We start from the raw sequence: 24,956 nt of genomic DNA, 5'->3' as shown, positions 1-24,956 counted from the left end.
AGCAACGCCATGACCACCACCGACACCGAGGGCACGAAGCTCATCACGCAGAACGCCATCGAGCAGTTCCTCTACCGCGAGGCGCGCTACCTCGACGACCGCGAGTTCGAGAAGTGGCTCGAGTGCTACGCCGACGACTGCGAGTACTGGATGCCCGCGTGGGACGACAACGACAACCTCACCGAGGACCCGCAGACCGACATCTCGCTGATCTACTACGCCAACAAGGGCGGCCTCGAGGACCGCGTGTTCCGGATCCGCACCGAACGCTCCAGCGCGACGTCGATTCCCGAGCCGCGCACGAGCCACAACATCAGCAACGTCGAGGTCATCGAGCGCCGCGGCGACATCGTCGACATCCGGTTCAACTGGCACACGATGTACTTCCGCTACAAGACGATCGACCCCTACTACGGGACCTCCTTCTACACGATCGACTTCTCCGGTGACCTGCCGTTGATCCGTCGCAAGACCGTGGTGCTGAAGAACGACTACATCCACCACGTGGTCGACGTCTACCACTTCTGAGAGGGAGCACCATGAGCCACCAGGTTGCCCTGAGCTTCGAGGACGGCGTCACCCGCTTCATCACCGTCGCGGACGACCAGACCGTCGCCGATGCGTCGTACCGCGCCCGCATCAACATCCCGCTGGACTGCCGCGACGGCGCCTGCGGGACGTGCAAGGCGTTCTGCGAGTCCGGCGAGTACGACGGCGGCGCCTACATCGACGACGCGCTCACCGCCGACGAGGCCGCCAAGGGCTACGTGCTGCCGTGCAGCATGAAGGCGAAGTCCGACCTGGTGCTCCAGATCGCCAGCACCTCAGCGGTCGCCAAGACCAGCGCGGCGACGTACACCGCGACGCTGACGCAGTTCGAGAGGCTCTCCGAGAGCACGGTGTCGTTCACCTTGGAGACGCCCGAGCGGAGCAAGCTCGCGTTCCTGCCCGGGCAGTACGTCAACCTGGCCGTGCCGGGCACGAACGAGACGCGTTCCTACTCGTTCTCCAACGCCCCCGACGGCGAGGGGCTCACCTTCCTGGTCAAGCTCGCCCCCGGCGGCCTGATGTCGGAGCACCTCGCGAACAAGGCCGCGGTCGGCGACGAGATGACCTTCACCGGGCCGAACGGCAGCTTCTTCCTGCGAGAGGCCGACCGGCCGCTGCTGCTGCTCGCCGGCGGCACCGGGCTGGCGCCGATCCTGTCGATCCTGCGCAAGCTGCGCGACTGCGGCACCGAGCGCGCGGTGCACCTGGTGTACGGCGTCAGCAACGACACCGACCTCGTCGAGCTGGAGACGCTGGAGGAGCTGGCCGGCCAGATCCCGACGCTGACCTGGGGGCACTGCGTCTCCGACCCGGAGACCAAGGCCGCCAACCAGGGCTACGTGATGAGCCTGATCGAGCCCGAGCACCTGCACGGCGGCGACGTCGCGGTCTACGTGTGCGGTCCGCCGCCCATGGTGGAGGCCGTGCGCACGCACTTCGCCGACGAGGGCGTCGAGCCGACCGGGTTCTACTACGAGAAGTTCGCGCTCTCCGGCACGCCGACCGCGAAGGCGGCCGACCCTGCTCCGGTGGTCGAGGCGGTTCGTCCCTCGACTCCTCAGGAACCGTCTCGGGACCAGGCCGAGGATGCCGCTGGTTTCGAGACAGGCGCTGGCGCGCCTTCCTCAATTCCGCTGGTGGAGGAGGTTGCGCAGCAACCGTCTCGAAACCAGGCCGACGAATCCCTTGGTCTCGAGACAGGCGCTGGCGCGCCTTCTTCAACCAGCGGACCGGCTGGCGCGTCGAATCGCCTTGCAGGGCAGGAGATCTTCCCGGCCCGCGAGGTGACCCCGCTCCACGCGACCGCTGCTCGGCGTACGCCGGACGAGGAGGCCGCGACCGCGCGCAGCATCGCCGGCCGACAGGTCGCCAAGGTCGGCTCGGACGCCGCGCCGACCCCCTTCGAGGCCACCGACGACGAGGACCTGCTGGTCACCGGAGGGCGCGGCATCGCCAAGCAGGAGATGTTCGCCGCCCGCGAGATCGCCCCGCTGCACGAACCCGTGCAGGAGGTGCCGGCCGCGGCCGCCGCGCCCCCCGGCACCTACGAGATCGGCGAGGAGCACCCGTCGGTGCACGAGTCCGACGCCCTCTTCGAGGCGCGTGCCGCACTCGAGCTCGGCGCCCTCGAGCTGGTCATCGGGCGGCTCTCCTCACGCCAGGTCACCGGCTACCGGCTGCTCGCCGAGGCCACCGTGCCGTACGTCGAGGGCGACCGCTTCGTCGACGCCGCGGCGTACACCGAGACCAACGCAGCCTTCCACGACTACCTGTTCACGCTGACCGGCAACGAGCACCTGCTGCAGGCCTACCAGGCACTCGGGGTCCAGGGGCACATGGAGGACGTGCTCCGGCACGCCACCTGGTGCCACCCGAGCTGCACCCAGGACCACCTCGACATCGTCGACGCCTTCGAGGCCGGCGACCGGGTGCGCGCCCGCGAGCTGATCACCGCGCACGCGGACCGCTCCAAGGAGACCACTCGACGCGCCATGGACGAGGCCCGCACCCGGGCGCTGCCGAAGTTCATCACTCCGGGCCGCTTCGCCGGCAAGGTCGTGGTGATCACCGGGGCCGCCCAGGGCATCGGCGAGCGCACTGCCCGCCGGGTCAGCGCCGAGGGCGGGTCCGTCGTGCTGGTTGACCGCTCCGACCTGGTCGGCGAGCTCGCCGCCGAGATCGGCAGCACCGCACGGCCGGCGCTCCCCGTCGTCGCCGACCTGGAGAGCTGGTCCGGCGCCGAATCCGTCGTCGCCGAGGCGCTGCGCCGCTTCGGCCGGATCGACGTGCTGATCAACAACGTCGGCGGCGCGATCAACTTCAAGCCGTTCACCGAGTTCACCGACCAGGAGATCCGCGCCGAGCTCGACCGCTCGCTGCTGACCACGCTCTTCACCTGCCGCGCCGTGCTGCCCGGCATGGTGGAGCGCGGCCGTGGCGTGATCATCAACGTCTCGTCGGCAGCCACCCGCGGCATCCACCGGATCCCCTACTCGGCAGCGAAGGGCGGCATCAACGCGATCACCGCCTCCCTGGCCGTGGAGTACGCCGAGGCCGGCATCCGCGTCGCAGCCACCGCACCCGGTGGCACGGAAGCCCCACCGCGCCGCATCTCGCGCGGCACCCCGGAGGCCACGAACGAGCAGGAGCAGGCATGGTTCCAGGCGCACATCGACCAGACCCTCGACTCCTCGCTGATGCGCCGCTACGGCACTCTGGACGAGCAGGCCGCAGCCATCACGTTCCTGGCCTCGGACGAGGCGTCGTACATCACCGGAAGCACGTTGCCTGTCGCCGGCGGCGACCTCGGCTGAGTCGGACTAGCGTGACGGGATGATCTCTCATCTTCCGGGGCACGTGTTCGTCGGACGGGAGGCCGAGCTCGAGGCACTGGGCCGGTTGCTCACCGCCGATCCCGGCCGTCCGGCCATCGTCGTGGTCGAGGGTCCTGCCGGCAGTGGGAAGACCACGCTGGTCGACGAGTTCCTGGCCCGCCAGCCGGGGCTGACGGTCGCGCACGCCGGTGCCACGGCCTGGGAGTCCGGCCACCCGTACGCCGTACTCGAGCAGCTCGGGGTCAGTGTCGACCCGGACGCCGACCCGGTCGTCGCGGCCCGCGCCCTCCTGCCCGAGCTCCGCGACCGTGCGGGTGACGGCCGGCTGATCGTGATGGTCGACGGTGCCGACAAGGCCGACGCCGGTTCGCTGATGGCACTGCACTCCGCCGCCCGCCGGTCCCCGACGACGGTGCGGGCGATCCTGACCGCACGGGGCCCGGTGCGTGCCGACCTGCCCGACCTGAGGCGGTTGCACATCTCCGAGCTCGACCGCACCGAGGTGCGCCAGATCGCCCTCCAGGCGGGGGTGGCGCTCACCGACCGCGACGCGAAGGCCCTCCGCGACCACACCCGCGGGAACCCGGCCCTGGTCATCGAGCTGCTCACCGAGGCACCGGATGCCGTGTGGACCGACTGGCAGCAGCCCCTGCCCGCCACCCGACGCCAGGTGACGGAGGTGCGCACACGACTCGAGGGTGCCCCGCCGTCCGCCCGCAGGTTGGTCGAGGCGGTCGCCGTGCTCGGCGACCGCTGCAGCGAGGGTGAGGCGACCCAGCTGGCCGAGGTCACCAACGACCCGGTCACCGCGCTCGACACCGCGGAGACGACCGGCCTGGTCCGGCGCGACCTGCAGCTGGGCGACCACGTGCTCCGCTTCGCGGACCCGATGACCCGCTCCGCCGTGCTCGAGACGATGCCCGTGCGTCGTACCCACCGGCTGCACGGCAAGGCCGCCGACCTGGTCGGCGACGAGTTCCGTGCCCTGTCCCACCGGGTGCTCTCCGGTCTCGCACCGGGCCAGGAGCTGCTGGGCGAGCTGCGCGCGTACGCCGACCGCCAAGCCGCCGAGGGCGCCTGGGGCCGGGCCGCCCATGCCCTGATCCGGGCCAGCCGGATCGAGCGCGACCCGGCCCGGCGAACCGCCCTGCTCGTCGACGGGGTCGACGCCCTGGTCGGTGCCGGCGAGCTGCCCGAGGCCAACCTGTTCACCGACGAGCTCGAGGCCGCGCCGCGGTCGGCCCGCATCGACGCCACCCTCGCCTACGTCTCGATCCTGCGCGGCCGCCCCGCCGAGGCCGACCTGCTCCTGGACCGCGCCTGGCAGGACTGGGACTCCGCGCAGCCGGAGGTGCGGGTCCTGGTCAGCGTGCGCCGGGTGCTGCACGCGCTCGGCATGTGGGACCCGCAGGCGCTGGTCGAGTGGTCGGACCGGGCGATCGACACCGGCGACCCCGACAGCCCGGCCGGGCTCGAGGCGGCCGCGATGCGCGGCATCGGCCTCGCCGCCTGCGGCCGGTGGGACGAGGCCCTCCGCGCGTACGACGAGCTGGTCCGGCGAGTGCCGACAGGTCCACAGTCACAACGGATCCGGATGGGACGCGGCTGGGTCGACCTGGCGCGCGGCGAGCAGGTCTCGGCGCGCCACGACTTCGAGGGTGCCGTGCCGACCCGGTTCCGGATGGGCTCGACGCGCATCTCGCTGTGGGCCCAGGCCTGGCTGGCCCGGAGCCTCTTCCAGCTCGGGGACTGGGACGAGGCCCTGGCCGTGGTGGCACGGGCCGGCCGTGAGGTCGCGGAGTCCGAGCACCACCTGATCCGCCCACTCGTGCACTGGACCGGCGTACAGGTCAATGCGCTGCGCGGCGACCAGGCCGCCGCCCGCGAGCACCTGCGCCGGGGCGCCGCCGCGTCGCAGGACTACCCGATCATGCAGATCCCGGCGGCGATCGCCCGCGCCAACTTCGCCGAGGTGGCCGCCGACTACGAGGGCGTCGTCCGGGCACTCGAGCCGCTGCTGGTCCTCTTCGCCGATCGCCCCGACGAGCCCGGCTTCTGGCCCTGGCGCGCCCTCTATGCGAACGCCCTCGTGCTCACCGACCGGGCCGACGCGGCGCGCGACTTCGTCGCCCACCACCTCGCCCTCGCCGTCGAGCGCAACCACCGGTCCGACCAGGCCGCCCTGTTGGCCGTCTCGGGCCGGATCCGCTGCGGCGACGGCGACATCGACGGGGGCGTCGGCGACTTCGAGTCCGCGCTCGAGCTGCTCTCCGGGATGCCCCTGCCCTTCGAGCGCGCCCGGGTCAACTTCAGCTACGGCCAGGCCCTGCGCCGCGCGGGACGACGACGCGAGTCGGCGATCATCATGCGCGCCGCCCGCGACTCCTACGCGACCCTCGGTGCGACGTCGTACGTCGAGCGCTGTGACCGCGAGCTGAACGCGGCCGGCCTCAACTCCCGGCGTACCGACGGCGTCACCGACCTCACGCCGCAGGAGACCGCCGTCGCCGACCTGGTCTCGCGTGGGCTGAGCAACCGCGAGGCCGCCGAGCAGCTCTACATCTCGGTGAAGACCGTGCAGTACCACCTGACCCGCATCTACACGAAGCTCGGCATCCGTTCCCGCGCCGAGCTCGCGGCCCGGCACCGGCCCCGAGACCCGGAAGACGACACGTGACCCAACCCACCGCTCCCCACCGCCACACTCGACCCGGTGGATCATGGCCCAGCCTGCGCGGGCTGCTCGACGACCTCGGGCCCACCCAGGCAGCCAACGGCCTGGTCGCGCTGATCTTCGCGGCCACCGGTCCGGTGGCGGTGATCCTGGCTGTCGGCACGGCCGGAGGACTCAGCCGCGTCGAGATCAGCTCGTGGATCTTCGCGGTGTTCTTCCTCAACGGCCTGCTGACCATCGTGGCCAGCTGGGCCTACCGGCAGCCGCTGTCGTTCTTCTGGACGATCCCCGGCACCGTCGTGGTCGGCAAGTCGCTGGACCACCTGACCTGGCCCGAGGTGCTCGGCGCGTTCCTCGTCACCGGAGCCGTGATCGCCGTGCTCGGACTGACCGGCTGGGTCGGCCGGGCGATGGCGGTGATCCCGTTGCCGCTCGTGATGGCCATGGTCGCGGGGGTCTTCCTGCGCTTCGGCACCGACCTCGTCGGCGCGGTCCGGTCGGACGCCGCCATCGCCGCGCCCATGGTGCTGGCCTTCGTCGTCCTGAGCCGGATGAGGTCACTGGGCCGCTGGATGCCGCCGGTCCTCGGGGCGCTGCTGGTCGGCGCGGCCGCGGTCGGGATCGCCGGGTCGTTCTCGCCGGCCTCGGGCCCGGCGCTCGCCGCCCCGACGTTCCAGGCACCGGTCTTCACGACGGGGGCGCTGCTCGAGCTCGTCGTGCCCCTCGCGATCACCGTGCTCGTCGTGCAGAACGGGCAGGGCGTCGCGGTGCTGAACCAGGCCGGCCACCGCCCACCGATCAACGTGGCCACGGTCCTGTGCGGCATCGGGTCGATCCTCAGCGCGACAATCGGCGGCATCTCCTCGTGCCTCACCGGCCCGACCAGCTCGCTGCTGGTCGCCTCCGGGAGGAAGGAACGCCACTACGCCGCGGCCGTCGTCTGCGGAGCACTCGCCCTCGTGGTCGGCCTGTTCGCCCCGCTGTTCGTGCGGTTGATGCTGGCCACCCCGCCGGCGTACGTCGCCACGCTCGGCGGGCTCGCCATGCTCCGCGCACTGCAGGGCGCGTTCGTCGCGTCGTTCGCGCACCGCTTCACCCTGGGCGCGCTGGTGACGTTCCTGGTCACCATCACCGACGTGACGATCTTCAACATCGGTGGAGCGTTCTGGGGCATCGTGCTCGGCCTGGCCACCTCATGGATCCTCGAGCCGGCCGACTTCGACGACCGGGAGTGACCCGGCCGGGCTCAGCGGTCCTGGCGGTAGCGCTCGAGCTTCTCGTCGTCGATCTCGATGCCGAGGCCGGGACCCTGGCGCACCAGGAGCTCGCCGTTGGTGATCTCGAGCGGCGTGGCCAGCAGGTCGTCGCTCATGTCGAGGAAGTTGGAGAGCTCGCCGGCCCGCCGCGAGGTGAGCTTGTACGCCGCCCCGAAGGCGGCGCTGCACAGGGAGCCGACCTGGCCGTCGATCTGGTTGCCCATCACGACCTCGACGCCGAGCGACTCGGCGAGGTGGTGCACGCGCTGCGACATCGTGAAGCCGGTGCGGGCGGTCTTGATGCTGACCATGGTGGCCGAGCCGCCGAGGATCTCGCGGGTGACCTCGGCGGGGGTGGCGACGGACTCGTCGGCCACGAACGGGATGTGGCACTGCTCGACGAGCCAGCGGCGGCCGAGCACGTCGTCGGCCGGGTTGAGCTCCTCGGCCATCGAGAGGTCGAGGTCTTCCATCAGGCGCAGGGCCCGGGCCGACTCCGACGCGGTCCAGCCGCGGTTGCCGTCGATGTAGAGCTCGATGCGATCGCCCAGGCGCTCCCGGATCGCCCGGCAGACGGCGATGTCCAGCTGGATCGGGGTGCGCCCCACCTTCACCTTGAAGGTGCTGATGCCGTAGGTCTCGAGCATCCGCTCGGCCTCGTCGGCCATCTTCACCGGGTCGTCGAAGCCGAGCATGTGGGAGACCTTCATGCGATCGGTGTAGCCGCCGAGCAGCTGTGACACCGAGACACCGGTGGACTGGCCGATGATGTCCCACAACGCCATGTCGACCGCGCCCTTCGCGGTCGGGTTGGCCACCGTGCGGCCGAGCCGGGCGTGGATCAGCTCGCGGTCGAACGGCGACTCGCCGTCCATCGCCGGCGCGAAGATCGAGTGGATGACCTCCTTGATCGAGGCCTGGGTCTCGCCGTAGGTGAACGGGCGGGGCGGGGCCTCGGCGGTGCCGACCAGCCCCTCGTCGGTGTGCACGCGCACCAGGATGTGCTCGGCCACCCGCACCTCACCGCTCGCGAAGACCAGGGGCTTGCGATAGGGGATGGCAAAGGGAATCGCCTCGACCTTGGTGATCTTCATCGTGGCTGCTCCTGGTGTGGCGGCGAATGTCGTCCCTCTCAGGCTAAGGCGCGGATTGATACAACACAAAGACTTTGTACGGCGCCATTAGGAGTCCCTGCATCTCGACGGAGCCTCAGGTCCAGGCTTCCTCTTGACCAATACGTTAGTCGTGGCTAACGTATTGCTCATGACCGACGCACTGTCCGCCGCTGCCGAGCCGAACCGGCGACGCATGCTGCAGCTGCTCGGCCGGGGACCCCGCACGGTCAGCGAGATCGCTGCGGAGTTCACCTCGACCAGGTCGGCCGTCTCCCAGCACCTGTTGCTGCTGGCGTCGGTCGGTCTCGTCGAGGCGGAGAAGGTCGGGCGCACGCGGATCTATCGCGTCGTGCCCTCGGGACTCCGCCAGCTCCAGGCCGAGATCGACCGGTTCTGGACCGACGAGCTCGACCAGCTCGTCGCCGACGCCCATGCCCACAACGCACGCAAGGAAAGCCCATGACCTACTCCAGGACCGTCCAGCTGCCCGTCACTCCCGACGAGGCCTTCGCCCTGATCACCGAGCCGGAGCGGCTGCGCCGCTGGCAGGCCGTCTCCGCATCCGTCGACCTGCGGGTCGGCGGCGACTACCGCTGGACGGTGACCCCCGGCCACCTCGCCGGCGGCACGTTCCGTGAGGTCGTGCCCGGCAAGCAGGTCGTCTTCGGGTGGGGATGGGACACCGACACCGACCTTCCCACCGACGCCTCCACGGTGACCATCACCCTCGAGCCCAACGCCGACGGCACCGCCGTCACGCTGGTCCACGAGGGCCTGAGCCCCGAACAGGAGGTCGGCCACGCCGAGGGCTGGAACCACTTCCTCGAGCGGCTCGAGACGGTGGCCGCCACCGGCGACGCCGGCCAGGACGAGTGGGCCTGGGCTCCGGAGAACCTCGACCCGTTCGTCGCGGCCGAGGCCGTCCTGGCCGCGATCCAGCCGGTGCTGCGCGGGCTCACCGCCGAGGACCAGCCCAAGCAGACGCCGTGCGCGGACTTCACCTGCCACGACCTCGCCGAGCACCTCTTCCACTCCCTCCAGCAGCTCGGCGGAATGGCCGGCGGCACGGTCACGAACCCGGAGGCCGGCTCCCTGGAGAACCGCGTCTCGGTGATGACCGACCAGGCGCTCACGGCCTGGCGGGCCCGCGGACTCGAGGGCACCGTCGCCGGACCCGGTGGCCGCGAGTTCCCCGCGTCGTTCTTCGCCGGCATCCTCCCGATCGAGCTGCTGCTGCACGGGTGGGACCTGGCCCAGGCCAGCGGCCAGGAGCTGAGGGTCTCTGACGAGCTGGTCGGCTACGTCCGCGAGCTGGCCGAGACCGTCGTGCCCGGCGGGCGCGGCTCCTCGTTCGGCGACGAGGTGGTCGCCGCCGAGGGCGCCTCCCCCGTCGACCGGCTGGCCGCGTTCGCCGGCCGTACGCCGATCGCCGCCTGAGCCATCCTGAGAACAGCAAGGAGATCGCCATGAGCAGGTTCGTCTTCATCTACCGGGCCGCCGGTCGTGGGCAGTCAGGGCTCGACCTCCCGGCCGAGCAGCTCGACGCCATCAACCAGGAGTGGCTCGCATGGTCACAGCGGGTCGGCGACCGCATGGTCGACTTCGGCAACCCACTGGCGTCGGGCACGCGGGTCACACCGGAGAGTGAGTCACCGAGCAGTTCGGACGTGGTCGGCTACACCATCGTCGAGGCCGACGACCTCGAAGCAGCGCTGGACCTGGCACGCGACCACCCCCACCTCAAGACGCCGGGCGACTGCACGATCGACGTGCAGGAGGCGCAGCCCGTGCCGGGCACCTGAGCCTCGGTCCCACCCAGGTCAGTGTCGTTCGCGCAACCGGGCGTTCGGCAGCGTCGGGGCCGGGATGGGCTGGAGGTGGTCGTCGACGACGATGCCGAATCGCCCGTCGGCGACCACTTGCCCATCCGGGACGACGGCACCCTCACGGGTGATCTGGGCCTGCCACTCCTCGCGGAACTGCACGATCTCCTCATGGGTGCGGCCGACGAAGTTCCACCACATCACGATCGCCTCACCCAGTGGCTCGCCGCCGAGCAAGAGCAGCCGCGAGTCGTCGTACGCCGTGAGCTCGATGCTGCTGCAACCGGGGGCCAGGTAGGCCAGCTCGGCCGGCTTGAGGTCCTGGCCGGCGACCGACAGGGAGCCCGAGTCGAGCAGGACGCCGTGCTCGAAGCCGGCCTCGACGTCGAGGGTGAGCGTGGTGCCCTGCGCGAGGAGCAGCTCCGCGCCGAGCAGCGGGGTGTGCGTCGGGACCGGCGAGGTGTCGCCGAGCAGGGAGCCCAGGAAGACGCGTGCCTCCCAGCCGGGCCCGGTGACCGGGGTCGGCGCGTGGTGGGCGAAGCCGGGCTCGGCGTCGCGAGTGGCCGACGGCAGGGCCACCCACAGCTGGGCACCGTGCAGCGTCGTGGTGTCGGGGGTGGAGACCTCGGAGTGGCTGATTCCCCGCCCGGCGGTCATCAGGTTCACCTCGCCGGGGCGCACCATCGCGTGGTTTCCCGCACTGTCGCGGTGCTCGATCTCGCCGGTGAACAGCCAGCTGACCGTCTGCAGGCCGGTGTGCGGGTGCGGGGCCACCGACATGCCGCCGGTGTCGGCGACCCGGTCGGGCCCGTAGTGGTCCACGAAGCACCAGGCCCCGATCAGGGACCGCTGTCGTTGCGGGAGCGTGCGTCGTACCGGCATCGCCCGAAGGCCGCCCAACGGCACCTCGCGGGGGGTCAGCACCTCGACCGGCGCGTCCGGTGCGGACTCCCGCAGGACGACTTCTCCCGGGTCGCGTTCCTGGTTGCTCATGTCTCCAGTCTTGCGCAGCCGTCAACCCGCCGCTCACACCCCGTTCACGGCCCCGGGGCATGGTGGCCACCATGCGGATCGCCCAGCTCGCCAACTTCGTCGGTCCGGCCTCAGGTGGCATGAAGACCGCGATCGCGGCCCTCGGAGCGGGCTACGCGGCGGCCGGCGCCGAGCGGCTCCTGCTGGTGCCCGGCCCGTACGACGCACGCGAGCACACGGACTCCGGTGAGGTCGTGCAGTTCCGGGCGCCGAAGGTCGGTGGCGGCTACCGGCTGATCCTCGAGCCCTGGCGGGTGATCAGCGAGCTCGAGGCGTTCGCGCCCACCTCGGTGGAGATCAACGACAAGTCCACCCTGCTGCCGGTCACCCGGTGGGCCCGGCGCAAGGGCGTCGGGTCGGTGCTGTTCTCCCACGAGCGTCTCGACGCGATGCTCGGCCTGCGCACCGGCTTCGAGACCTCGGCGAAGGTCTCGATCGGCCTCTACAACCGCCTGTTGGTGCGCCAGTTCGACACCGTCGTGGTCACGTCGCGCTACGCCGAGCACGAGTTCGGCTCGGCAGCCGCCGCGGTCGGGACACCGCTCGTGCGGGTGCCGCTCGGCGTGGACCTCGACCTCTTCACCCCCGGCCCGGGCACGACTGCCGGGCCGCTGCGCCTCGTCCACGTCGGCCGGCTCAGCCGCGAGAAGAGCCCGCACCTCGCCGTCGCCACGGCCGTGGAGCTGCACCGCCGCGGCGTACCCGTCCGGCTCGACGTGTACGGCGACGGCCCGCACCGCGACGAGCTCGAGGCACTCGCGGGCCGGGCGCCGGTGACCTTCCACGGCCACGTCGCCGACCGGGTGCGACTGGCGCAGCTGATCGGCGAGGCCGACATCGCCCTCTCGGCCTGTCCGGGCGAGACGTTCGGCCTGGCCGTGCTCGAGGCGCTGGCCTGTGGCACTCCAGTCGTGACGGCCTCCACGGGCGGCGCCAGCGAGCTCGTCGACACGAGGTCCGGCGAACACGGGGGCGCGGACCCGGCCAGCCTCGCGGACGCCGTGCAACGCCTGGCCGCCCGGGACCCGGCGACCCGGCGCACGGCGGCGCGCACGCGGGCCGAGTCGTTCCCGTGGCAGGCCGCGGTCGACCACATGCTCACCGTGCACGCCGGGCTCCGGACCGAGCGGACACTGGCCACGGCCTGAACGCGGGCGCAGTCGTGAGGTACTCCTCACGGAATAGTGGAGTCGGGGCGGCGAGTTGCCCCCACATGACGTCTTTGTTCGACCCCCTCGACCTCGGTGCCACCCGCACCGCCAACCGTGTCTTCATGGCGCCGCTGACCCGGATGCGCGCGACCGCTCCCGGCGACGTGCCCAACGACCTGATGCGCGACTACTACCTGCAGCGGGCCGGCGCCGGACTGGTGATCAGCGAGGGCACCCAGATCTCCCCCGAGGGCAAGGGGTACGCCGACACCCCGGGCATCCACAGCGCCGAGCAGGTGGCCGGCTGGCGCTCGATCACGGACGCCGTGCACGCGGCCGGTGGCCTGATGGCCGCCCAGCTGTGGCACACCGGCCGGGTCGGCCACGAGTCGCTGCACGACGGGGCCCTGCCGGTCTCGGCGAGCGCCCTCGAGTTCCGCAACCGCACCTCCCTGAAGGACGAGGACGGCAACGTCGTGCGCGCCAACTGCCCGACGCCCCGCGCGCTCGAGACCGACGAGCTGCCGCGCCTGGTCGACGACTACCGACGCTCGGCCCGCAACGCCCGCGACGCCGGCTTCGACCTCGTCGAGGTGCACGCCGCCCACGGCTACCTGCTCCACCAGTTCCTCGCCGAGGGCAGCAACCAGCGCACCGACGGCTACGGCGGCTCCCTGGAGAACCGGGCCCGACTGCTGCTCGAGGTCGTCGACGCGATCATCGACGAGGTGGGTGCCGACCGGGTCGGCGTACGCATCTCCCCCATCGGCAGCTTCAACGGCCTCGACTCCGACGACGACGGCGAGGGCGGGCTGTTCGTCGCCCGCGCACTCGCCGAGCGCGGCATCGCGTTCGTGCACCTCTCGGAGCCCGACTGGGCCGGAGGCCCGTCACTGGACGACCACTTCCGCAGCCAGCTGCGCGAGGCGTTCCCGGGAGTGATCGTCGGCGCCGGCAACTACGACCTGGCCAAGGCCCAGCGCCTGCTCGCCGCCGGGCTGGTCGACGCCGCCGCGTTCGGGCGCTCGTTCATCGCCAACCCCGACCTGCCGGCCCGGCTCGAGGCCGGCCTCCCTCTCAACGCGCCGGTGCTGGAGACGTTCTACGGCGGCGGCCACGAGGGCTACACCGACTACCCGGCCCTGGCCGACGCCTGATCCGTGAAGGGCCGTCCAGCGTCCCATGACCGGACACATGTGTCCGCTGTCACGGTCCTGCGCTAGCCTCCGAGCGTGTCCGACTCAACCGCTGTCCCCGTCCCACCGAACCTGTCCCCCGCCTTCACCGGACTGCTCGACGACGCCGCCATCTTCCCGCCCGGCAACAGCCCCCTGGAAGACGCAGTGCCGGCCTTCTTCGGCCGTCGCACCGAGCCCTGGGCCGACCTGGTCGGCTCGTTCGTGGTCAGCGACCACAAGATGCCCGACCTGCGGCCACTCGTCGGCGCCGAGGAGCTGCCGGTGAGCGTCGTGATCGGCGCGGGCGCCGGCGGCATCGCACCCGCGGCCAGCGCGGTGGACCGGCTCGACGGCCTCCGACTGGCCGGACTCGAGGTCGCCCTGCGCGACCCCTCCGACCTGGTCGGCAACGCGCGACGCGTGATCGCCGGCCTCGACCAGGCCCGCGACCTCGGCCTGGTCGACGACGAGGTGGTGGTCTGCGTCGAGCTCCCGCAGGAGGCACCGGGCGCCGGATGGCTGGCCGCTGCCGACGAGATCGCCGCCGCGGACCTGCACCTGAAGTTCCGCACCGGTGGCGTGGAGGCGCACCTCTTCCCGTCCCCCGACGTGCTCGGCGCGTGGATCACTGCGGCCCTCGACCGCGAGTGCGCGTTCAAGTGCACGGCCGGGCTGCACAACGCGGTGCGCCACACCGACCCCGAGACCGGCTTCGCCCACCACGGGTTCCTCAACGTGCTGCTGGCCACCCGCGCCTCACTCGACGGCGACGACCCGGTCGCCGTACTCACCGAGGACGACCCGGCGGCCCTCACGGCCCGCTTCCACGAGCACGGTCACGACACGATGGCCCGCACCCGACGCTGGTTCACCGGCTTCGGGTCGTGCAGCGTGGTCGAGCCCCTCGACGACCTGCACGCGCTGGGCCTTCTGACCAAGGAGTCCGCATGAAGACCTGGGTGCCCGGTGCCGCCGGCTCGGCGTACGACGTCGACAACCTGCCGTACGGCGTCTTCGTGGCCGCCGGCGAGCAGCCGAGGGTCGGCGTGCGCATCGGCGACCTCGTGCTCGACCTCGCACCCGTCGCTGCTGCGGCGATGCTCGAGGAGGCGCACGTCTTCGAGCAGTCGACGCTCAATCCCCTGATGGGGTTGGGGAAGGCCCGCAACGACGCGATTCGCCGGTGGATCGTGGGTCTGCTGGTCGAGCACGCGGGACGGGCAGACGTCGAACCGCATCTGGTACCTCTCGGCGACGTCGAGATGCGGATGCCGTTCGACGTCGGCGACTACGTCGACTTCTATGCCTCCGAGCACCACGCGTCGGCGGTCGGCAAGATCTTCCGCCCCGAACAGGAGCCACTGCTGCCGAACTGGAAGCACCTCCCGGTCGGCTACCACGGTCGCGCCGGCACCGTCGTGCCCAGCGGCACCGACATCGTCCGGCCGATGGGCCAACGGGTCTTGCCAGGCTCGACCACCGGCTCCGCACCCGCGCCGGTGTTCGGTCCCAGCGGCCGGCTCGACATCGAGGCCGAGCTGGGCTTCGTGGTCGGCACCGGTACGACACTCGGCGCGCGGGTGTCGACGGCTGCGTTCGCCGACCACGCGTTCGGCCTGGTCGGGGTCAACGACTGGTCCGCGCGCGACATCCAGGCCTGGGAGTACGTCCCCCTCGGCCCGTTCCTCGGCAAGTCGTTCGCGACCTCGATCTCCACGTGGGTCACTCCGCTGGCCGCCCTCGACGCGGCCTGGGTCGACCTGCCCGGCCAGGACCCCGAGCCGCTGCCGTACCTCCAGGTCGACGGCAGGGCCGGGCTCGACATCTCCATCGAGGTGTCGGTCAACGGCCACGTGGTCAGCCGGCCGCCGTATCGGTCGATGTACTGGTCCCCCGCGCAGATGCTGGCCCACCTGACCGTCAACGGTGCGTCAGTGCGCACCGGCGACCTGTGGGCCTCGGGCACCGTGTCCGGCCCGGTGCCCGAGGAGCGCGGATCGTTCCTGGAGCTCAGCTGGGGTTGGCGCGAGCCGTTCGCGGTCGGCGACCAGGAGCGCCTCGCGCTCGAGGACGGCGACGAGGTCACGCTCACCTACACGGCCCCCGGCACGCTCGGCGGCCGGATCGCGCTCGGCGAGGTGACCGGCCGGATCGTGCCCGCCCGCCCCTGACCCGGTCGGTCCGGGCGGTCGCGCCCGACCGAACCCAACCTGGCCGCCCCTAGGTAGTGCGGTCCGACTGGACCAACTCGCCTCGCCCACTCGGTCCGATCGGACGCAGTGCGAGGCCTACTCGGTCCAATCGGACCGAGTGAGGTCACCAGTTGGTCCGATCGGGCCCGAGCACCTAGCAGCGGCCGGGTCACTTCCTGGCCGACATTCCGTCGCACCGGACCTGCCATCGCCCGACCGGGCCGGCAGCGCTTGAGGCTTCGACCTGCCTGAAGCGCGGGGTCAGGTGCCGATGGTGGTGCGGACGGCGTACAGCTCGGGGAAGAACGTCAGCTCCAGGGCCTTCTTGAGGAACGGCGCGCCGCTCGAGCCGCCGGTGCCGGTCTTCATGCCGATGATCCGCTCGACGGTCTTGAGGTGCCGGAAGCGCCACAGCTGGAAGTTGTCCTCGAGGTCGACGAGCTCCTCGCAGGTCTCGTACGCCGACCAGTTGTGGGAGGCATCCGCGTAGATCGAGGCCAGGACAGGCACGAGGTCCTCGCGGAAGGTCCACGCCTTGGTGACGTCGCGCTCGAGGATGTCCGCCGGGATCGGGTAGCCGTGGCGCGCCAGGTAGCGCAGGAACTCGTCGTAGAGGGACGGCGCCTCGAGTGCCCGGCGGACGCCCTCCTGGGCGACGGGTTCGGCGTCGAAGACCTTGAGCATCGCCGCGTTCTTGTTGCCGAGGGTGAACTCGACCGCGCGGTACTGCCAGGACTGGAAGCCGCTGGAGTTGCCCAGCGCGTCGCGGAACTCGGCGTACTCACTGGGTGTCAGGGTGGCCAGCACCGACCACTGCTCGGTGAGCGTCTTCTGGATGTGCTTGACCCGGGCCACGCTCTTGAGCGCCGGGGCCAGGTCGTCGTCGCGCAGCAGGGCGCAGGCCCGCTCGAGCTCGTGGAGCACCAGCTTGAGCCAGAGCTCGGTGGTCTGGTGCTGCACGATGAACAGCAGCTCGTCGGGGTGCACCGGATCGCTGACCGGGCGCTGCGCCGAGAGCAGGGTCGGCAGGTCGAGGTAGCCGCCGTAGCTCATCCGCTCGCTGAAGTCGGTGACGACGGTGTCCTCGATGGCGCGGGTGTTGGCGTCGACACCTCGGTCGGATTCAGTCATGTGGCTCCCTCCGCGAGCCACCGTAGCGGGTGGGAGCCCGGGCGTAGGCTGCCGAGCGTGAAGCCCCTCGGCCAGCACCCGGCACCCAGCCACGTGATCGCCCACCTCAGTGACCCGCAGATGCTCGCCGGCCGGCCGCTCTACGGCAAGGTCGACACCGAGGCCCGGCTCCGTGAAGCCCTCGAGCGGCTGCCCGCGCTCGACCCGCCGCCGCAGGCGATCGTGTTCACCGGCGACCTCGCCGACCGCGGAGAGCCGAAGGCGTACGCCGCCCTGCGAGCACTGGTCGAACCGGTCGCGCAGCAGTGTGGCGCGCAGGTGATCTGGGTGATGGGCAACCACGACGAGCGGGCGGCGTACGCCGAGGGGCTGCTCGACCGCGCGCCCACCGACGAGACCCAGGACGAGGTGCACGACGTCGACGGGCTGCGGGTCATCTCTCTCGACACCAGCGTGCCGGGCTACCACCATGGCGAGATCAGCGCCGAACAGCTCGCCTGGCTGGCCGACGTGCTCGCCACTCCGGCGCGCCACGGCACCCTGCTCGCCCTGCACCACCCGCCGATCCCGGTGCCGATGCTGGAGGCGGCGGCGCTGATCGAGCTGCACGACCAGGCGGCCCTGGCCGAGGTCATCCGTGGCACCGACGTCCGCGGCATCATCGGCGGGCACTTCCACTACACCTCGTGGTCGACGTTCGCCGGCGTACCGGTCTCGGTGGCGTCGTCCACCTGCTACACCGAGGACCCGGCGGCGGTCGACCGGTTGACCTCCGGTGTCGACGGCCACCAGGCGTTCACGATGCTGCACCTCTATGAGGACGCCGTGGTGCACAGCGTGGTGCCGGTTCCGGGGGCACCCGAGATCGTCGGGCACCCCGCCGAGCTGGCCGAACAGCTCGAGGCGCTGGCCCCGGAGGAGCTGTTCGAGCTGGTGTCGAGCAAGGAGTCAGCGCTCTACGCCGACGGGCTCTGAGGCCTCGGTCCGGACCGCCGCACGGGTCCGCGCGAGGAGCAGCACCAGCGCCAGGGCGGCCCACAGGTAGGCGTTGCCGACCGCCTGCTGCAGTGGCGACCACGCCAGCTCGAGGTCGTCGCGGTGCGGTGGCCACCAGATGCAGCCGGACACGAACACGAGCGACCACGAGGCGGCCGCCCACCGGCGACCCGATCGGGCCAGCACGATCGCGGTCGGCACGGCCCAGGCCCAGTGGTGGCTCCACGAGATCGGTGAGGCCAGCAGCATCGCCATCGCCGCGACACAGGTGGCCAGGGCCGGGTCACCGCGACGCCACGTGCGGGCGGCCAGCAGCAGGACCGGTCCCGCGATCGCGCCGGCGACCAGGAACCAGACGGCCGTCGACGGCTCCCCGCCGGCCAGCCGGGTGAGCCCTCCCAGGACCGACTGGTTGCTGGAGTAGGGCACCCCGCCGACCCGGCCCGGGTCCCACAGCACGTGGCTCCAGTACGCCGAGGACGCGAGCGGCAGCAGGGCGAATCCGAGTGCGACGGTGACCAGGAAGGTGAGCCCGGCGATCGCGGCCTGGTGCCGCCGCCCGATGAGCACGAGGAACACCACGAACACCAACGGGGTCAGCTTGATGCCGGCGACCAGCCCGATCAGGGCCCCGCTCCACCGACGCCCCGGGCCGAGCAGGTCGACCAGGATCGCGGCCATCAGCAGCAGGTTGACCTGGCCGAAAAGCAGGTTCGCCCAGATCGGCTCGAAGGCCAAGGCACCCAGCACCAGCCCCGGGACGACGTACGACGACCGCGGTCGACCGTGCGACGCAAGCAAGAGGGTGATCGTGACGGCGAGGGCCAACACGCTGATGCTGGTCCACAGACCGACCGCGAGCGGGAACGGCAGCAGTGCCGGCCCGGTCATCAACAGCGCGGCGAACGGCGGGTAGGTGAACGGCAGGCCGGTGCCGGCCTCGCCCAGCTCGTAGAGCGGCAGGTCGTCGAGCACGGAGAGCCCGCCGAAGCGGTAGACGGCCAGGTCGACGAAGCCACCGTGCTCCGCCGCGACCATGGCCACCATCCCGGCCAGCCAGGCCAGGCTGCCGACGAGCACCAGCGACCGCCGCTGCTGGACACCGAGGCCGGACCGCGCCGTCATGGGACCGGCAGCCACTCGGCGTCGGCGATCTTCTCGAGGCGCTCACGGGCCCGCCTGGTGAGGAGCAGGAGCGGCACCAGCAGGGCGACGTACGAGCAGCCCATCACGATCGCCAGGTAGGCGCCGTGCAGCGAGGAGTCGAGCGGGGCGACCAGGCCGAGGATCACCGAGACCGCGAGCAGCGCGGTGGTGGCCAGCCGGGAGAGCTTGAGGCAGGCCAGGAAAGGCACCAGCCAGAGGAAGTACCACAGGTGCACGACCGGACTGAGCAGGATCGTGGCCGAGACCAGCACGACGACGGCCTGCACGGCCCCCTTGCGCCCGCCGGTCGGGGCCCGGAGGGCGACCCACGCGAAGGCGACGAGACTGAGCAGGGTGGCCAGGTGGCGCACCCGGTCCAGGAACCAGGCGGGCTCGAGACCGAGGCCGAGCTGCTGCGCCGACCAGTCGAGGAAGCCGCCGAGCACGGTGGGTGCCGACAGCGGCGTGTTCACGGTGCCGGGCACCGAGAGCGAGTCGACCCAGCCGGCGCCCAGGCCCCAGACCGCACCGAGGCCGAACAGCACGCCGAGCGAGATCGCACCGACCCCGGCGAACCGACGCAGCCGGGCGACCATCGATGCGGCCACCGGCAGCGAGACCAGCACGACCGCGATGCAGACCAGGCCACCGGGCAGCTTGACCGCAGCGGCCAGACCACCCAACAGGGCGCCCCACTGCCAACCGCGCTCGACGGTGACGACCAGGGCGGCGGCCATCAGGCCCACCATCAGCAGGTCGTTGTGCAGGCCGCCGACACCGTTGGCGACCATCAGCGGCGAGGCCAGCACGACGACACTGGCCAGTGCCGGGTTGGCACCGCACCACGAGGCCAGCCGCGGCACGGCCCAGGCCAGCAGCACGAGGCCGATGACGGCGATGCCGCGGTGGGCGACGACCAGCAGCCACGGGTTGCCGGTGAACCGGGCGGCCAGATCGCCGAGGATCAGGGGCAGCGGGCCGTACGGCGTGGGCGTGTCCATCCAGCGCGGGTCGACGGCGTTCACGATCGGGCCGCGCAACAGCGAAGGCCCGTGGTCGTACGGCGACACGTCGAGCGCGGTCAGCATGCCCTGTGCGGCATAGCTCCACCCGTCACGGGAGAAGAGCGGCGGCGCGATCATCAACGGTGTCGCCCACATCAGGCCGGCGTACCGGACCAGGCCGAGGGCGCCCTCACGCTCGACGCCCTCGGCGTGGGCGACGTACCGGCACAACGACAGCCAGGCCGCCGCGAGCAGGCCGAGTCCGGTCATGACGAGGGTGAGCCCGGCCATCCGGCCCAGCATGTGCTCGCGCAGCTCCACGACCACGTCGAGGTAGAGCAGCCGCGCCGTGTCCGGGAGCGGGGACACCAGCAGGCCACCGAGAAGGACCAGGAAGGACCCGGTCAGACCACGCGCGATCATGGCGATGACGCTAGGGACGTCCCGCTACCGCACGGGGTCGCCCGGGCGAACGACACTCCAACTTCGGACGATCAGACGCCCTCGTTGTCCGAGAAGCCCGGGTGCACGAAAGGCTCGCCGCGCTGCATCTTCTCGACCGCGCCGGGGTGGACCCGGTGGAGATGCGCGATCGCCTTGCGCCGGTAGCGCAGGATCTGCGAGGCGCCGCCGATCCAGAAGACGTACTGCGCGCACAGCGCGACCCGGAAGTCCCCCAGGTCGTACGCCGAGGCGCCGCGTGGTTCGCGCCAGTCGAGGATCACCCCGATCAGCGCCATGGTCAGCAGGGAGGCGAGGAAGCCGCCGATGTTGACCAGGCTGGTGGCCCGGCCGAGCGACTCCTCGGGGGTGAAGCTGCGGGCCAGGTCGAAGCCGACCATCGAGGCCGGGCCTCCGGAGCCGGTCAGGCAGACCAGGACGACGAGCAAGGGCAGCGGCGCCGGACCGTTCCAGAGCAGGACGACGGTCCACACGATCGCCATCGCCGCAACGATCGACAGCACGATCCAGGAGCGGTAGAACGGGTAGCGCGTCACCAGCTTGCCGAGCACGATGCCGCTGACCACGATCCAGCCGGTCATCACGGTCAGGAGGGTGCCCGCCATCTCGGCGGACAGTCCCTGACCACGCACGAGGAACGGAAACCCCCACAACAGGGTGAACACCGTCACCGAGAACTGCGAGGTGAAGTGCGACCACATGCCCAACCGGGTGCCCGGGTTGCCCCACACCAGCTGCACCGAGCGCGCGAGCGCCCGGACCTTGATGCGCACCGGCTCGGACCGCTGGTAGGGCGAGTCCTTGACCACCACCAGTACGCCGACCAGCAGCACCACGCCCAACGACGAGGCGAAGGCGAAGGTCTTCGTCCAGCCGAGGCTGTGCAGGGCCAGGGTCAGTGGGGCCGCGGCGACGATGGAGCCCATCTGCCCGATCTGGCCGGTCAGCTGGGTGATCATCGCGCCCTGCCTGACCAGGAACCAGGCGGTGACCAGGCGCAGCACGCTGACGAACACCATCGCGTCGCCGGCGCCGAGGATCGCCCGGGCCACCACGGCCAGGCCGAACGAGGTGGTGAAGGCGAACAGCAGCTGGCCCAGGGTCATCGTGACCAGGCCCGCGATCAGCAGGACGCGGGACCCGTAGCGGTCGAGCAGCACGCCGACCGGGATCTGCATGCCCGCGTAGACGACCAGCTGCAGCACGGTGAAGAAGGCCAGCTGGGTGCCGCTGATGTCGAACCGCTCGGTCGCGATCAGCCCGGCCACGCCCAGCGAGCTGCGGTGGAAGACGGCGAGGACGTAGACCGCCACCGCCACCGCCCAGATGCCCCAGGCCCGCCGTCGGCCGATGTCGTGCAGCTGGACGCGTTCCGGAGTCATGGCACCCATCGTCCTCCGCTGCGGAATCGGCGGTGAATCACCCTCTCGGATAAAGTGCAGAAAGTCACGTGAGTAACGTTATTTCAGCCGAACCTCAATCCAGCCGAACGCAAATCCAGGAGTGCGACATGGGTGCCAACCGACGTCATCGACCGACCGTGGTGATCGCCGGGGGCGGTGCGGCCGGATCACTCGTGGCGCTGCACCTGGTGCGCAGTGCCAACCGGCGCTCGGCCGGCCTCGACCTGGTCATGGTCGACCCCGTCGACCGCTGGGGCCGCGGCGTCGCATTCGGCACCACCCACGACCAGCACCTGCTCAACGTGCCCGCCTCCGGGATGAGTGCGCTTCCGGAGGACCCGGGCCACTTCGTCAACTGGCGGCACCGCGACGACCCGGAGGCCCCGCGTGCGGCTTACGTCTTCGCGCCGCGCAAGCAGTTCGGCCGCTACCTCGACGAGACCCTCACCGAAGCCTTGCAGGCCTCGCTCGGCGAGACCACGCTGCGCCACGTCCGCAAGCCCGCGACCGCGATCAGGCGCACCACCCAGGGTGCTGCCCTGGTCACCGGCGACGGCTGCGAGCTGTCCGGCGACGCCGTCGTCATCGCGACCGGGCTCCCTGCCGCCGGCCACGCCTGGGCGCCCGACTCCCTGCGCGACTCGGCGTTCTTCGTGCCCGACCCGTGGGCCCCCGGCGCGTTGGACGTCGTACGGCGGTCCGCGAGCGGTCCGGCCGACGTCCTGCTCGTCGGCGCCGGCCTGACCATGGTCGACGTGGCCCTGTCGCTGACCGGACCGGGCAACCGCGACGACCGGGTGCTGCACGCAGTCTCGCGGCACGGGCGGCTGCCGTCACCGCACGCCGCGGAGCTGCAGCTGGCGGCGATCCCCGACATCTCCGACTGGGGCAGCTCGCTTGCCGACCTGCGTCGCGAGGTGGCCCGGCACCTGGCCGAGGTCAGCGACACGACCGGCGACTGGCGCCCGGCGATGGACGGGCTGCGGTTCCGCATCTCGGCCTTGTGGGAGCGGCTCAGCGAGGCCGAGCGCGAGGAGTTCCTGGCCGACGACGCCGGCGCCTGGAACGTGATGCGCCACCGCATGCCGCCGACCAGCGCCTCGCACCTCGACGTCCTGCAGGCCGACGGACGGCTCCGCGTGGGCACCGGCCAGGTCGTCTCCGCCGAGGCGCTCCCGACCGGCGGGCTTCGCGTGGGCCTGGCCGACGACGGGGAGACGCGCTTCGTCGAGGTCGGCTGGGTGGTCAACTGCACCGGCCCCCAGGCCGACATCCGGCTGCTCGGCAACCCGCTGCTCGACGACCTGCTCCGCCCGCGCGGCGGTGGCGCCCTGGCCGTGGCGGCCACGGCGGGCATGGGCGTGCGCACCGAGCACGGCCGGATCCTCGACTCCTCCGGCAACGCCGACGCGCCGCTGTGGACGCTCGGCGCGCTGCGTCGAGGCGAGCTCTGGGAGTCGACCGCGATCCCCGAGATCCGCACCCAGGCCCTGGCCGTGGCGACGGCCGTCCTCGACGCGGTCGCGCCGCTCCCCCGCCGCCTGTCCGACGGACGCCTGGTCAGCGGGCACCACCCGGTGGCCCGCCCGCGCGACCCGCTCGGCCTCCCGCTGTCGACCACCGCCGAGGCGGCGACGGCGTACAACGCCGGCCTGGAGCGGGTGATGAAGGTGCAGTCCGGCGGCGAGGAGCTGATCCGTGAGGCCGCCCTGCTCGACCCCGACTTCGCGTTGGCGCACGCCGCGCTGGCCATGCTGGGCCACGAGGCCGGCGCCGACGCCGACGTGAAGGCGTCGCTGGAGGCGGCCCGCAAGGCGGTGCGCAAACGCGGCGACGACCGTGAGCGCAGCCTCGTCGACGTGGTCGGCCTGCGGGTCAAGGACGTACGCCGCACCGGCGCGCAGGCGTTGATGGCCCACATCAGCGAGCACCCACGCGACGTGCTGGCGGTGTCGGCCGCCGTGCCGACGATCGCGTTCTCCGGCGTCACCGACGTGCAGCAGGAGGCGTGGGACCTCGTCGACGGCCTCGCCCCCGCGTACGGCGACCACTGGTGGTACATCTCGCTGCTCGCGTTCACCCGCCAGGACCAGTCGCGCTTCGACGAGGCCGGACTGCTCGCGGAAAGCGCCCTGTCGTGCGAGCCGTCGTCGGGCCACGCGGTGCACGCACAGACGCACGTGCTCTACGAGACCGGACAGCACGAGACCGGTCGGGTCTGGCTCGACCACTGGGTCACCGAGAGCGGCCGGTCGGCCAGCCACGGCGCCCACTTCTCCTGGCACGCCGCGCTGCACGAGCTGGCCCTGGGCGACACCGAGGCGGTCCGGCGTCGCTACTACTCGCAGCTCGCACCGCCGACGGTGTGCGGCGTACGGTCCCTGATCGACGCGGCGTCCCTGCTCTGGCGCTGGCGGGTGACCACCACCGACTGGGACGCGGCGGTCGCCGCCGGGCTGCCCGACCGGGCGGGCTCGGCGTTCGCCGGCGAGGCCGCGCCGCCGCCGATCGAGCCAGTCCTCGAGGCGCTCGACCACGACCTGCTGGCGAAGCCGCAGACCCCGTTCGTGGCGCTGCACGCCGCCATCGCGTTGGCCGCCGCCGGCGAGCGCCAGCGTCTGGCCGACCTCGGACACCACTGCCGGCGCTCACGCGACAACACCGTCCGCACCATCGTGGCCGCGGTCTGCGACGCCCTCGGGGCAGCCGTGGAGGCGCGGTGGGCCGAGGCCGCCTCGCTGATCGCCGACGTGCTGCCGGTGCTGGTCAAGGTGGGCGGCTCGGCGGCCCAGCGCGACGTGATCGAGGAGACCATGCTGCTGTGCCTGGTCAACGCCGGTGATGCGGCGCGGGCCACGTCGGTGCTGAGCGGCCGGCTGGACCGGCGTACGTCGCCGATCGACCAGCGCCGCCTCGACTCCCTCACCCTCCACCGACCCGTCGTGAGTTCCAGTTGACCTGTCGCCAGTTCTGATCGACCTGTCGCCAGTTCGCGAAACTCACGACGGGT

Annotated in this window: 19 protein-coding genes; 13 read left to right on the top strand and 6 right to left on the bottom strand. The window is 71.7% G+C overall.

Annotated elements, in window-relative coordinates; translation table 11 throughout:
* Positions 1–9 precede the first annotated feature (9 nt).
* Genes benB through ASD66_RS18600 form a run of 4 tightly spaced genes read left to right on the top strand, consistent with a single transcriptional unit; the run spans position 10 to position 7,292 of the window.
* Positions 10–528, top strand: a complete 519-nt coding sequence (benB, locus tag ASD66_RS18615) for a benzoate 1,2-dioxygenase small subunit (RefSeq protein ID WP_056682512.1) — start codon at positions 10–12, stop codon at positions 526–528.
* An 11-nt stretch (positions 529–539) separates the two neighbouring features.
* The gene (gene benC, locus ASD66_RS18610) at positions 540–3,362 is read left to right on the top strand and encodes a benzoate 1,2-dioxygenase electron transfer component BenC (RefSeq protein WP_056682515.1); all 2,823 of its coding nucleotides are present in this window, start codon (positions 540–542) and stop codon (positions 3,360–3,362) included.
* A gap of 19 nt (positions 3,363–3,381) precedes the next feature.
* Entirely contained in the window at positions 3,382–6,060 is a 2,679-nt protein-coding gene (locus ASD66_RS18605; protein ID WP_082563838.1) for a LuxR family transcriptional regulator, read from the top strand.
* A complete protein-coding gene (locus ASD66_RS18600) occupies positions 6,057–7,292 on the top strand; it encodes a benzoate/H(+) symporter BenE family transporter (protein WP_056682525.1) in 1,236 nt (411 codons plus the stop codon). Before ASD66_RS18605 ends, ASD66_RS18600 begins: the two co-directional genes overlap by 4 nt.
* A gap of 11 nt (positions 7,293–7,303) precedes the next feature.
* Here ASD66_RS18600 and ASD66_RS18595 read toward each other — a convergent pair whose 3' ends face one another.
* Positions 7,304–8,407, bottom strand: a complete 1,104-nt coding sequence (locus tag ASD66_RS18595; protein WP_056682528.1) for a mandelate racemase/muconate lactonizing enzyme family protein — start codon at positions 8,405–8,407, stop codon at positions 7,304–7,306.
* 169 nt (positions 8,408–8,576) lie between these two features.
* Between ASD66_RS18595 and ASD66_RS24555 the strand changes: the two genes are divergently transcribed.
* Genes ASD66_RS24555 through ASD66_RS18580 form a run of 3 tightly spaced genes read left to right on the top strand, consistent with a single transcriptional unit; the run spans position 8,577 to position 10,230 of the window.
* On the top strand, positions 8,577–8,891 hold the full coding sequence (locus tag ASD66_RS24555) for an ArsR/SmtB family transcription factor (protein ID WP_156388790.1): 315 nt from the start codon (positions 8,577–8,579) through the stop codon (positions 8,889–8,891).
* Positions 8,888–9,865 carry a TIGR03086 family metal-binding protein gene (locus tag ASD66_RS18585; RefSeq protein WP_056682534.1) on the top strand — a complete coding sequence of 326 codons (978 nt, stop codon included), beginning with the start codon at positions 8,888–8,890 and terminating at the stop codon, positions 9,863–9,865. The genes ASD66_RS24555 and ASD66_RS18585 overlap by 4 nt, the downstream gene beginning before the upstream one ends.
* A gap of 29 nt (positions 9,866–9,894) precedes the next feature.
* Complete coding sequence (locus tag ASD66_RS18580; protein ID WP_056682536.1) at positions 9,895–10,230, top strand: YciI family protein; 336 nt, start codon at positions 9,895–9,897, stop codon at positions 10,228–10,230.
* A gap of 18 nt (positions 10,231–10,248) precedes the next feature.
* Here ASD66_RS18580 and ASD66_RS18575 read toward each other — a convergent pair whose 3' ends face one another.
* Entirely contained in the window at positions 10,249–11,244 is a 996-nt protein-coding gene (locus tag ASD66_RS18575; RefSeq protein ID WP_056682540.1) for a pirin family protein, read from the bottom strand.
* A gap of 71 nt (positions 11,245–11,315) precedes the next feature.
* On the opposite strand from ASD66_RS18575, the gene ASD66_RS18570 reads away from it, so the two are divergent.
* The 4 genes from ASD66_RS18570 to fahA all read left to right on the top strand — a co-directional run bounded on the left by ASD66_RS18570 (position 11,316) and on the right by fahA (position 15,783).
* A complete protein-coding gene (locus tag ASD66_RS18570) occupies positions 11,316–12,431 on the top strand; it encodes a glycosyltransferase (protein ID WP_056891857.1) in 1,116 nt (371 codons plus the stop codon).
* 65 nt (positions 12,432–12,496) lie between these two features.
* Positions 12,497–13,591: an N-ethylmaleimide reductase gene (gene nemA, locus ASD66_RS18565; RefSeq protein WP_056682543.1), complete on the top strand. Its 1,095-nt coding sequence runs from the start codon at positions 12,497–12,499 to the stop codon at positions 13,589–13,591.
* 75 nt (positions 13,592–13,666) lie between these two features.
* Positions 13,667–14,563: a hypothetical protein gene (locus tag ASD66_RS18560; RefSeq protein ID WP_082563839.1), complete on the top strand. Its 897-nt coding sequence runs from the start codon at positions 13,667–13,669 to the stop codon at positions 14,561–14,563.
* Positions 14,560–15,783, top strand: coding sequence for a fumarylacetoacetase (fahA, locus tag ASD66_RS18555; RefSeq protein WP_056682546.1), 1,224 nt, complete (start codon positions 14,560–14,562; stop codon positions 15,781–15,783). The genes ASD66_RS18560 and fahA overlap by 4 nt, the downstream gene beginning before the upstream one ends.
* A gap of 282 nt (positions 15,784–16,065) precedes the next feature.
* On the opposite strand, the gene kynA is transcribed toward fahA, so the two are convergent.
* Entirely contained in the window at positions 16,066–16,935 is an 870-nt protein-coding gene (gene kynA, locus ASD66_RS18550; protein ID WP_056682550.1) for a tryptophan 2,3-dioxygenase, read from the bottom strand.
* Positions 16,936–16,992: 57 nt separating this feature from the next.
* Here kynA and ASD66_RS18545 point away from each other — a divergent pair, with 57 nt between their 5' ends.
* On the top strand, positions 16,993–17,910 hold the full coding sequence (locus ASD66_RS18545) for a phosphodiesterase (RefSeq protein ID WP_056682553.1): 918 nt from the start codon (positions 16,993–16,995) through the stop codon (positions 17,908–17,910).
* Here the strand turns inward: ASD66_RS18545 and ASD66_RS18540 are convergent.
* From ASD66_RS18540 to ASD66_RS18530, 3 genes are all read right to left on the bottom strand, one after another.
* Positions 17,884–19,056 (bottom strand): glycosyltransferase 87 family protein, encoded by a 1,173-nt coding sequence (locus ASD66_RS18540; protein WP_056891856.1) that lies wholly within the window; start codon positions 19,054–19,056, stop codon positions 17,884–17,886. The genes ASD66_RS18545 and ASD66_RS18540 overlap by 27 nt on opposite strands.
* The gene (gene mptB, locus ASD66_RS18535; protein ID WP_056682558.1) at positions 19,053–20,504 is read right to left on the bottom strand and encodes a polyprenol phosphomannose-dependent alpha 1,6 mannosyltransferase MptB; all 1,452 of its coding nucleotides are present in this window, start codon (positions 20,502–20,504) and stop codon (positions 19,053–19,055) included. The genes ASD66_RS18540 and mptB overlap by 4 nt, the downstream gene beginning before the upstream one ends.
* A gap of 71 nt (positions 20,505–20,575) precedes the next feature.
* On the bottom strand, positions 20,576–21,925 hold the full coding sequence (locus tag ASD66_RS18530) for an MFS transporter (RefSeq protein ID WP_056684996.1): 1,350 nt from the start codon (positions 21,923–21,925) through the stop codon (positions 20,576–20,578).
* A gap of 128 nt (positions 21,926–22,053) precedes the next feature.
* On the opposite strand from ASD66_RS18530, the gene ASD66_RS18525 reads away from it, so the two are divergent.
* Positions 22,054–24,903 (top strand): FAD/NAD(P)-binding protein, encoded by a 2,850-nt coding sequence (locus tag ASD66_RS18525; RefSeq protein WP_056682561.1) that lies wholly within the window; start codon positions 22,054–22,056, stop codon positions 24,901–24,903.
* Positions 24,904–24,956: the final 53 nt, after the last annotated feature.

The organism is Nocardioides sp. Root151 (assembly GCF_001427925.1).
In the GTDB taxonomy this organism is placed as follows: Bacteria; Actinomycetota; Actinomycetes; order Propionibacteriales; family Nocardioidaceae; genus Nocardioides.
Note: the sequence above shows the minus strand (reverse complement) of the source record. Positions and strands in the feature narration are given on the sequence as shown.

Coding starts and splice junctions, on each gene's coding strand:
- benB (WP_056682512.1), top strand. CDS start 10: ATGACCACCACCGACACCGAGGGCACGAAGCTCATCACGCAGAACGCC.
- benC (WP_056682515.1), top strand. CDS start 540: ATGAGCCACCAGGTTGCCCTGAGCTTCGAGGACGGCGTCACCCGCTTC.
- ASD66_RS18605 (WP_082563838.1), top strand. CDS start 3,382: ATGATCTCTCATCTTCCGGGGCACGTGTTCGTCGGACGGGAGGCCGAG.
- ASD66_RS18595 (WP_056682528.1), bottom strand. CDS start 8,407: ATGAAGATCACCAAGGTCGAGGCGATTCCCTTTGCCATCCCCTATCGC.
- ASD66_RS24555 (WP_156388790.1), top strand. CDS start 8,577: ATGACCGACGCACTGTCCGCCGCTGCCGAGCCGAACCGGCGACGCATG.
- ASD66_RS18585 (WP_056682534.1), top strand. CDS start 8,888: ATGACCTACTCCAGGACCGTCCAGCTGCCCGTCACTCCCGACGAGGCC.
- ASD66_RS18580 (WP_056682536.1), top strand. CDS start 9,895: ATGAGCAGGTTCGTCTTCATCTACCGGGCCGCCGGTCGTGGGCAGTCA.
- ASD66_RS18575 (WP_056682540.1), bottom strand. CDS start 11,244: ATGAGCAACCAGGAACGCGACCCGGGAGAAGTCGTCCTGCGGGAGTCC.
- ASD66_RS18570 (WP_056891857.1), top strand. CDS start 11,316: ATGCGGATCGCCCAGCTCGCCAACTTCGTCGGTCCGGCCTCAGGTGGC.
- nemA (WP_056682543.1), top strand. CDS start 12,497: ATGACGTCTTTGTTCGACCCCCTCGACCTCGGTGCCACCCGCACCGCC.
- fahA (WP_056682546.1), top strand. CDS start 14,560: ATGAAGACCTGGGTGCCCGGTGCCGCCGGCTCGGCGTACGACGTCGAC.
- kynA (WP_056682550.1), bottom strand. CDS start 16,935: ATGACTGAATCCGACCGAGGTGTCGACGCCAACACCCGCGCCATCGAG.
- ASD66_RS18540 (WP_056891856.1), bottom strand. CDS start 19,056: ATGACGGCGCGGTCCGGCCTCGGTGTCCAGCAGCGGCGGTCGCTGGTG.
- mptB (WP_056682558.1), bottom strand. CDS start 20,504: ATGATCGCGCGTGGTCTGACCGGGTCCTTCCTGGTCCTTCTCGGTGGC.
- ASD66_RS18530 (WP_056684996.1), bottom strand. CDS start 21,925: ATGACTCCGGAACGCGTCCAGCTGCACGACATCGGCCGACGGCGGGCC.
- ASD66_RS18525 (WP_056682561.1), top strand. CDS start 22,054: ATGGGTGCCAACCGACGTCATCGACCGACCGTGGTGATCGCCGGGGGC.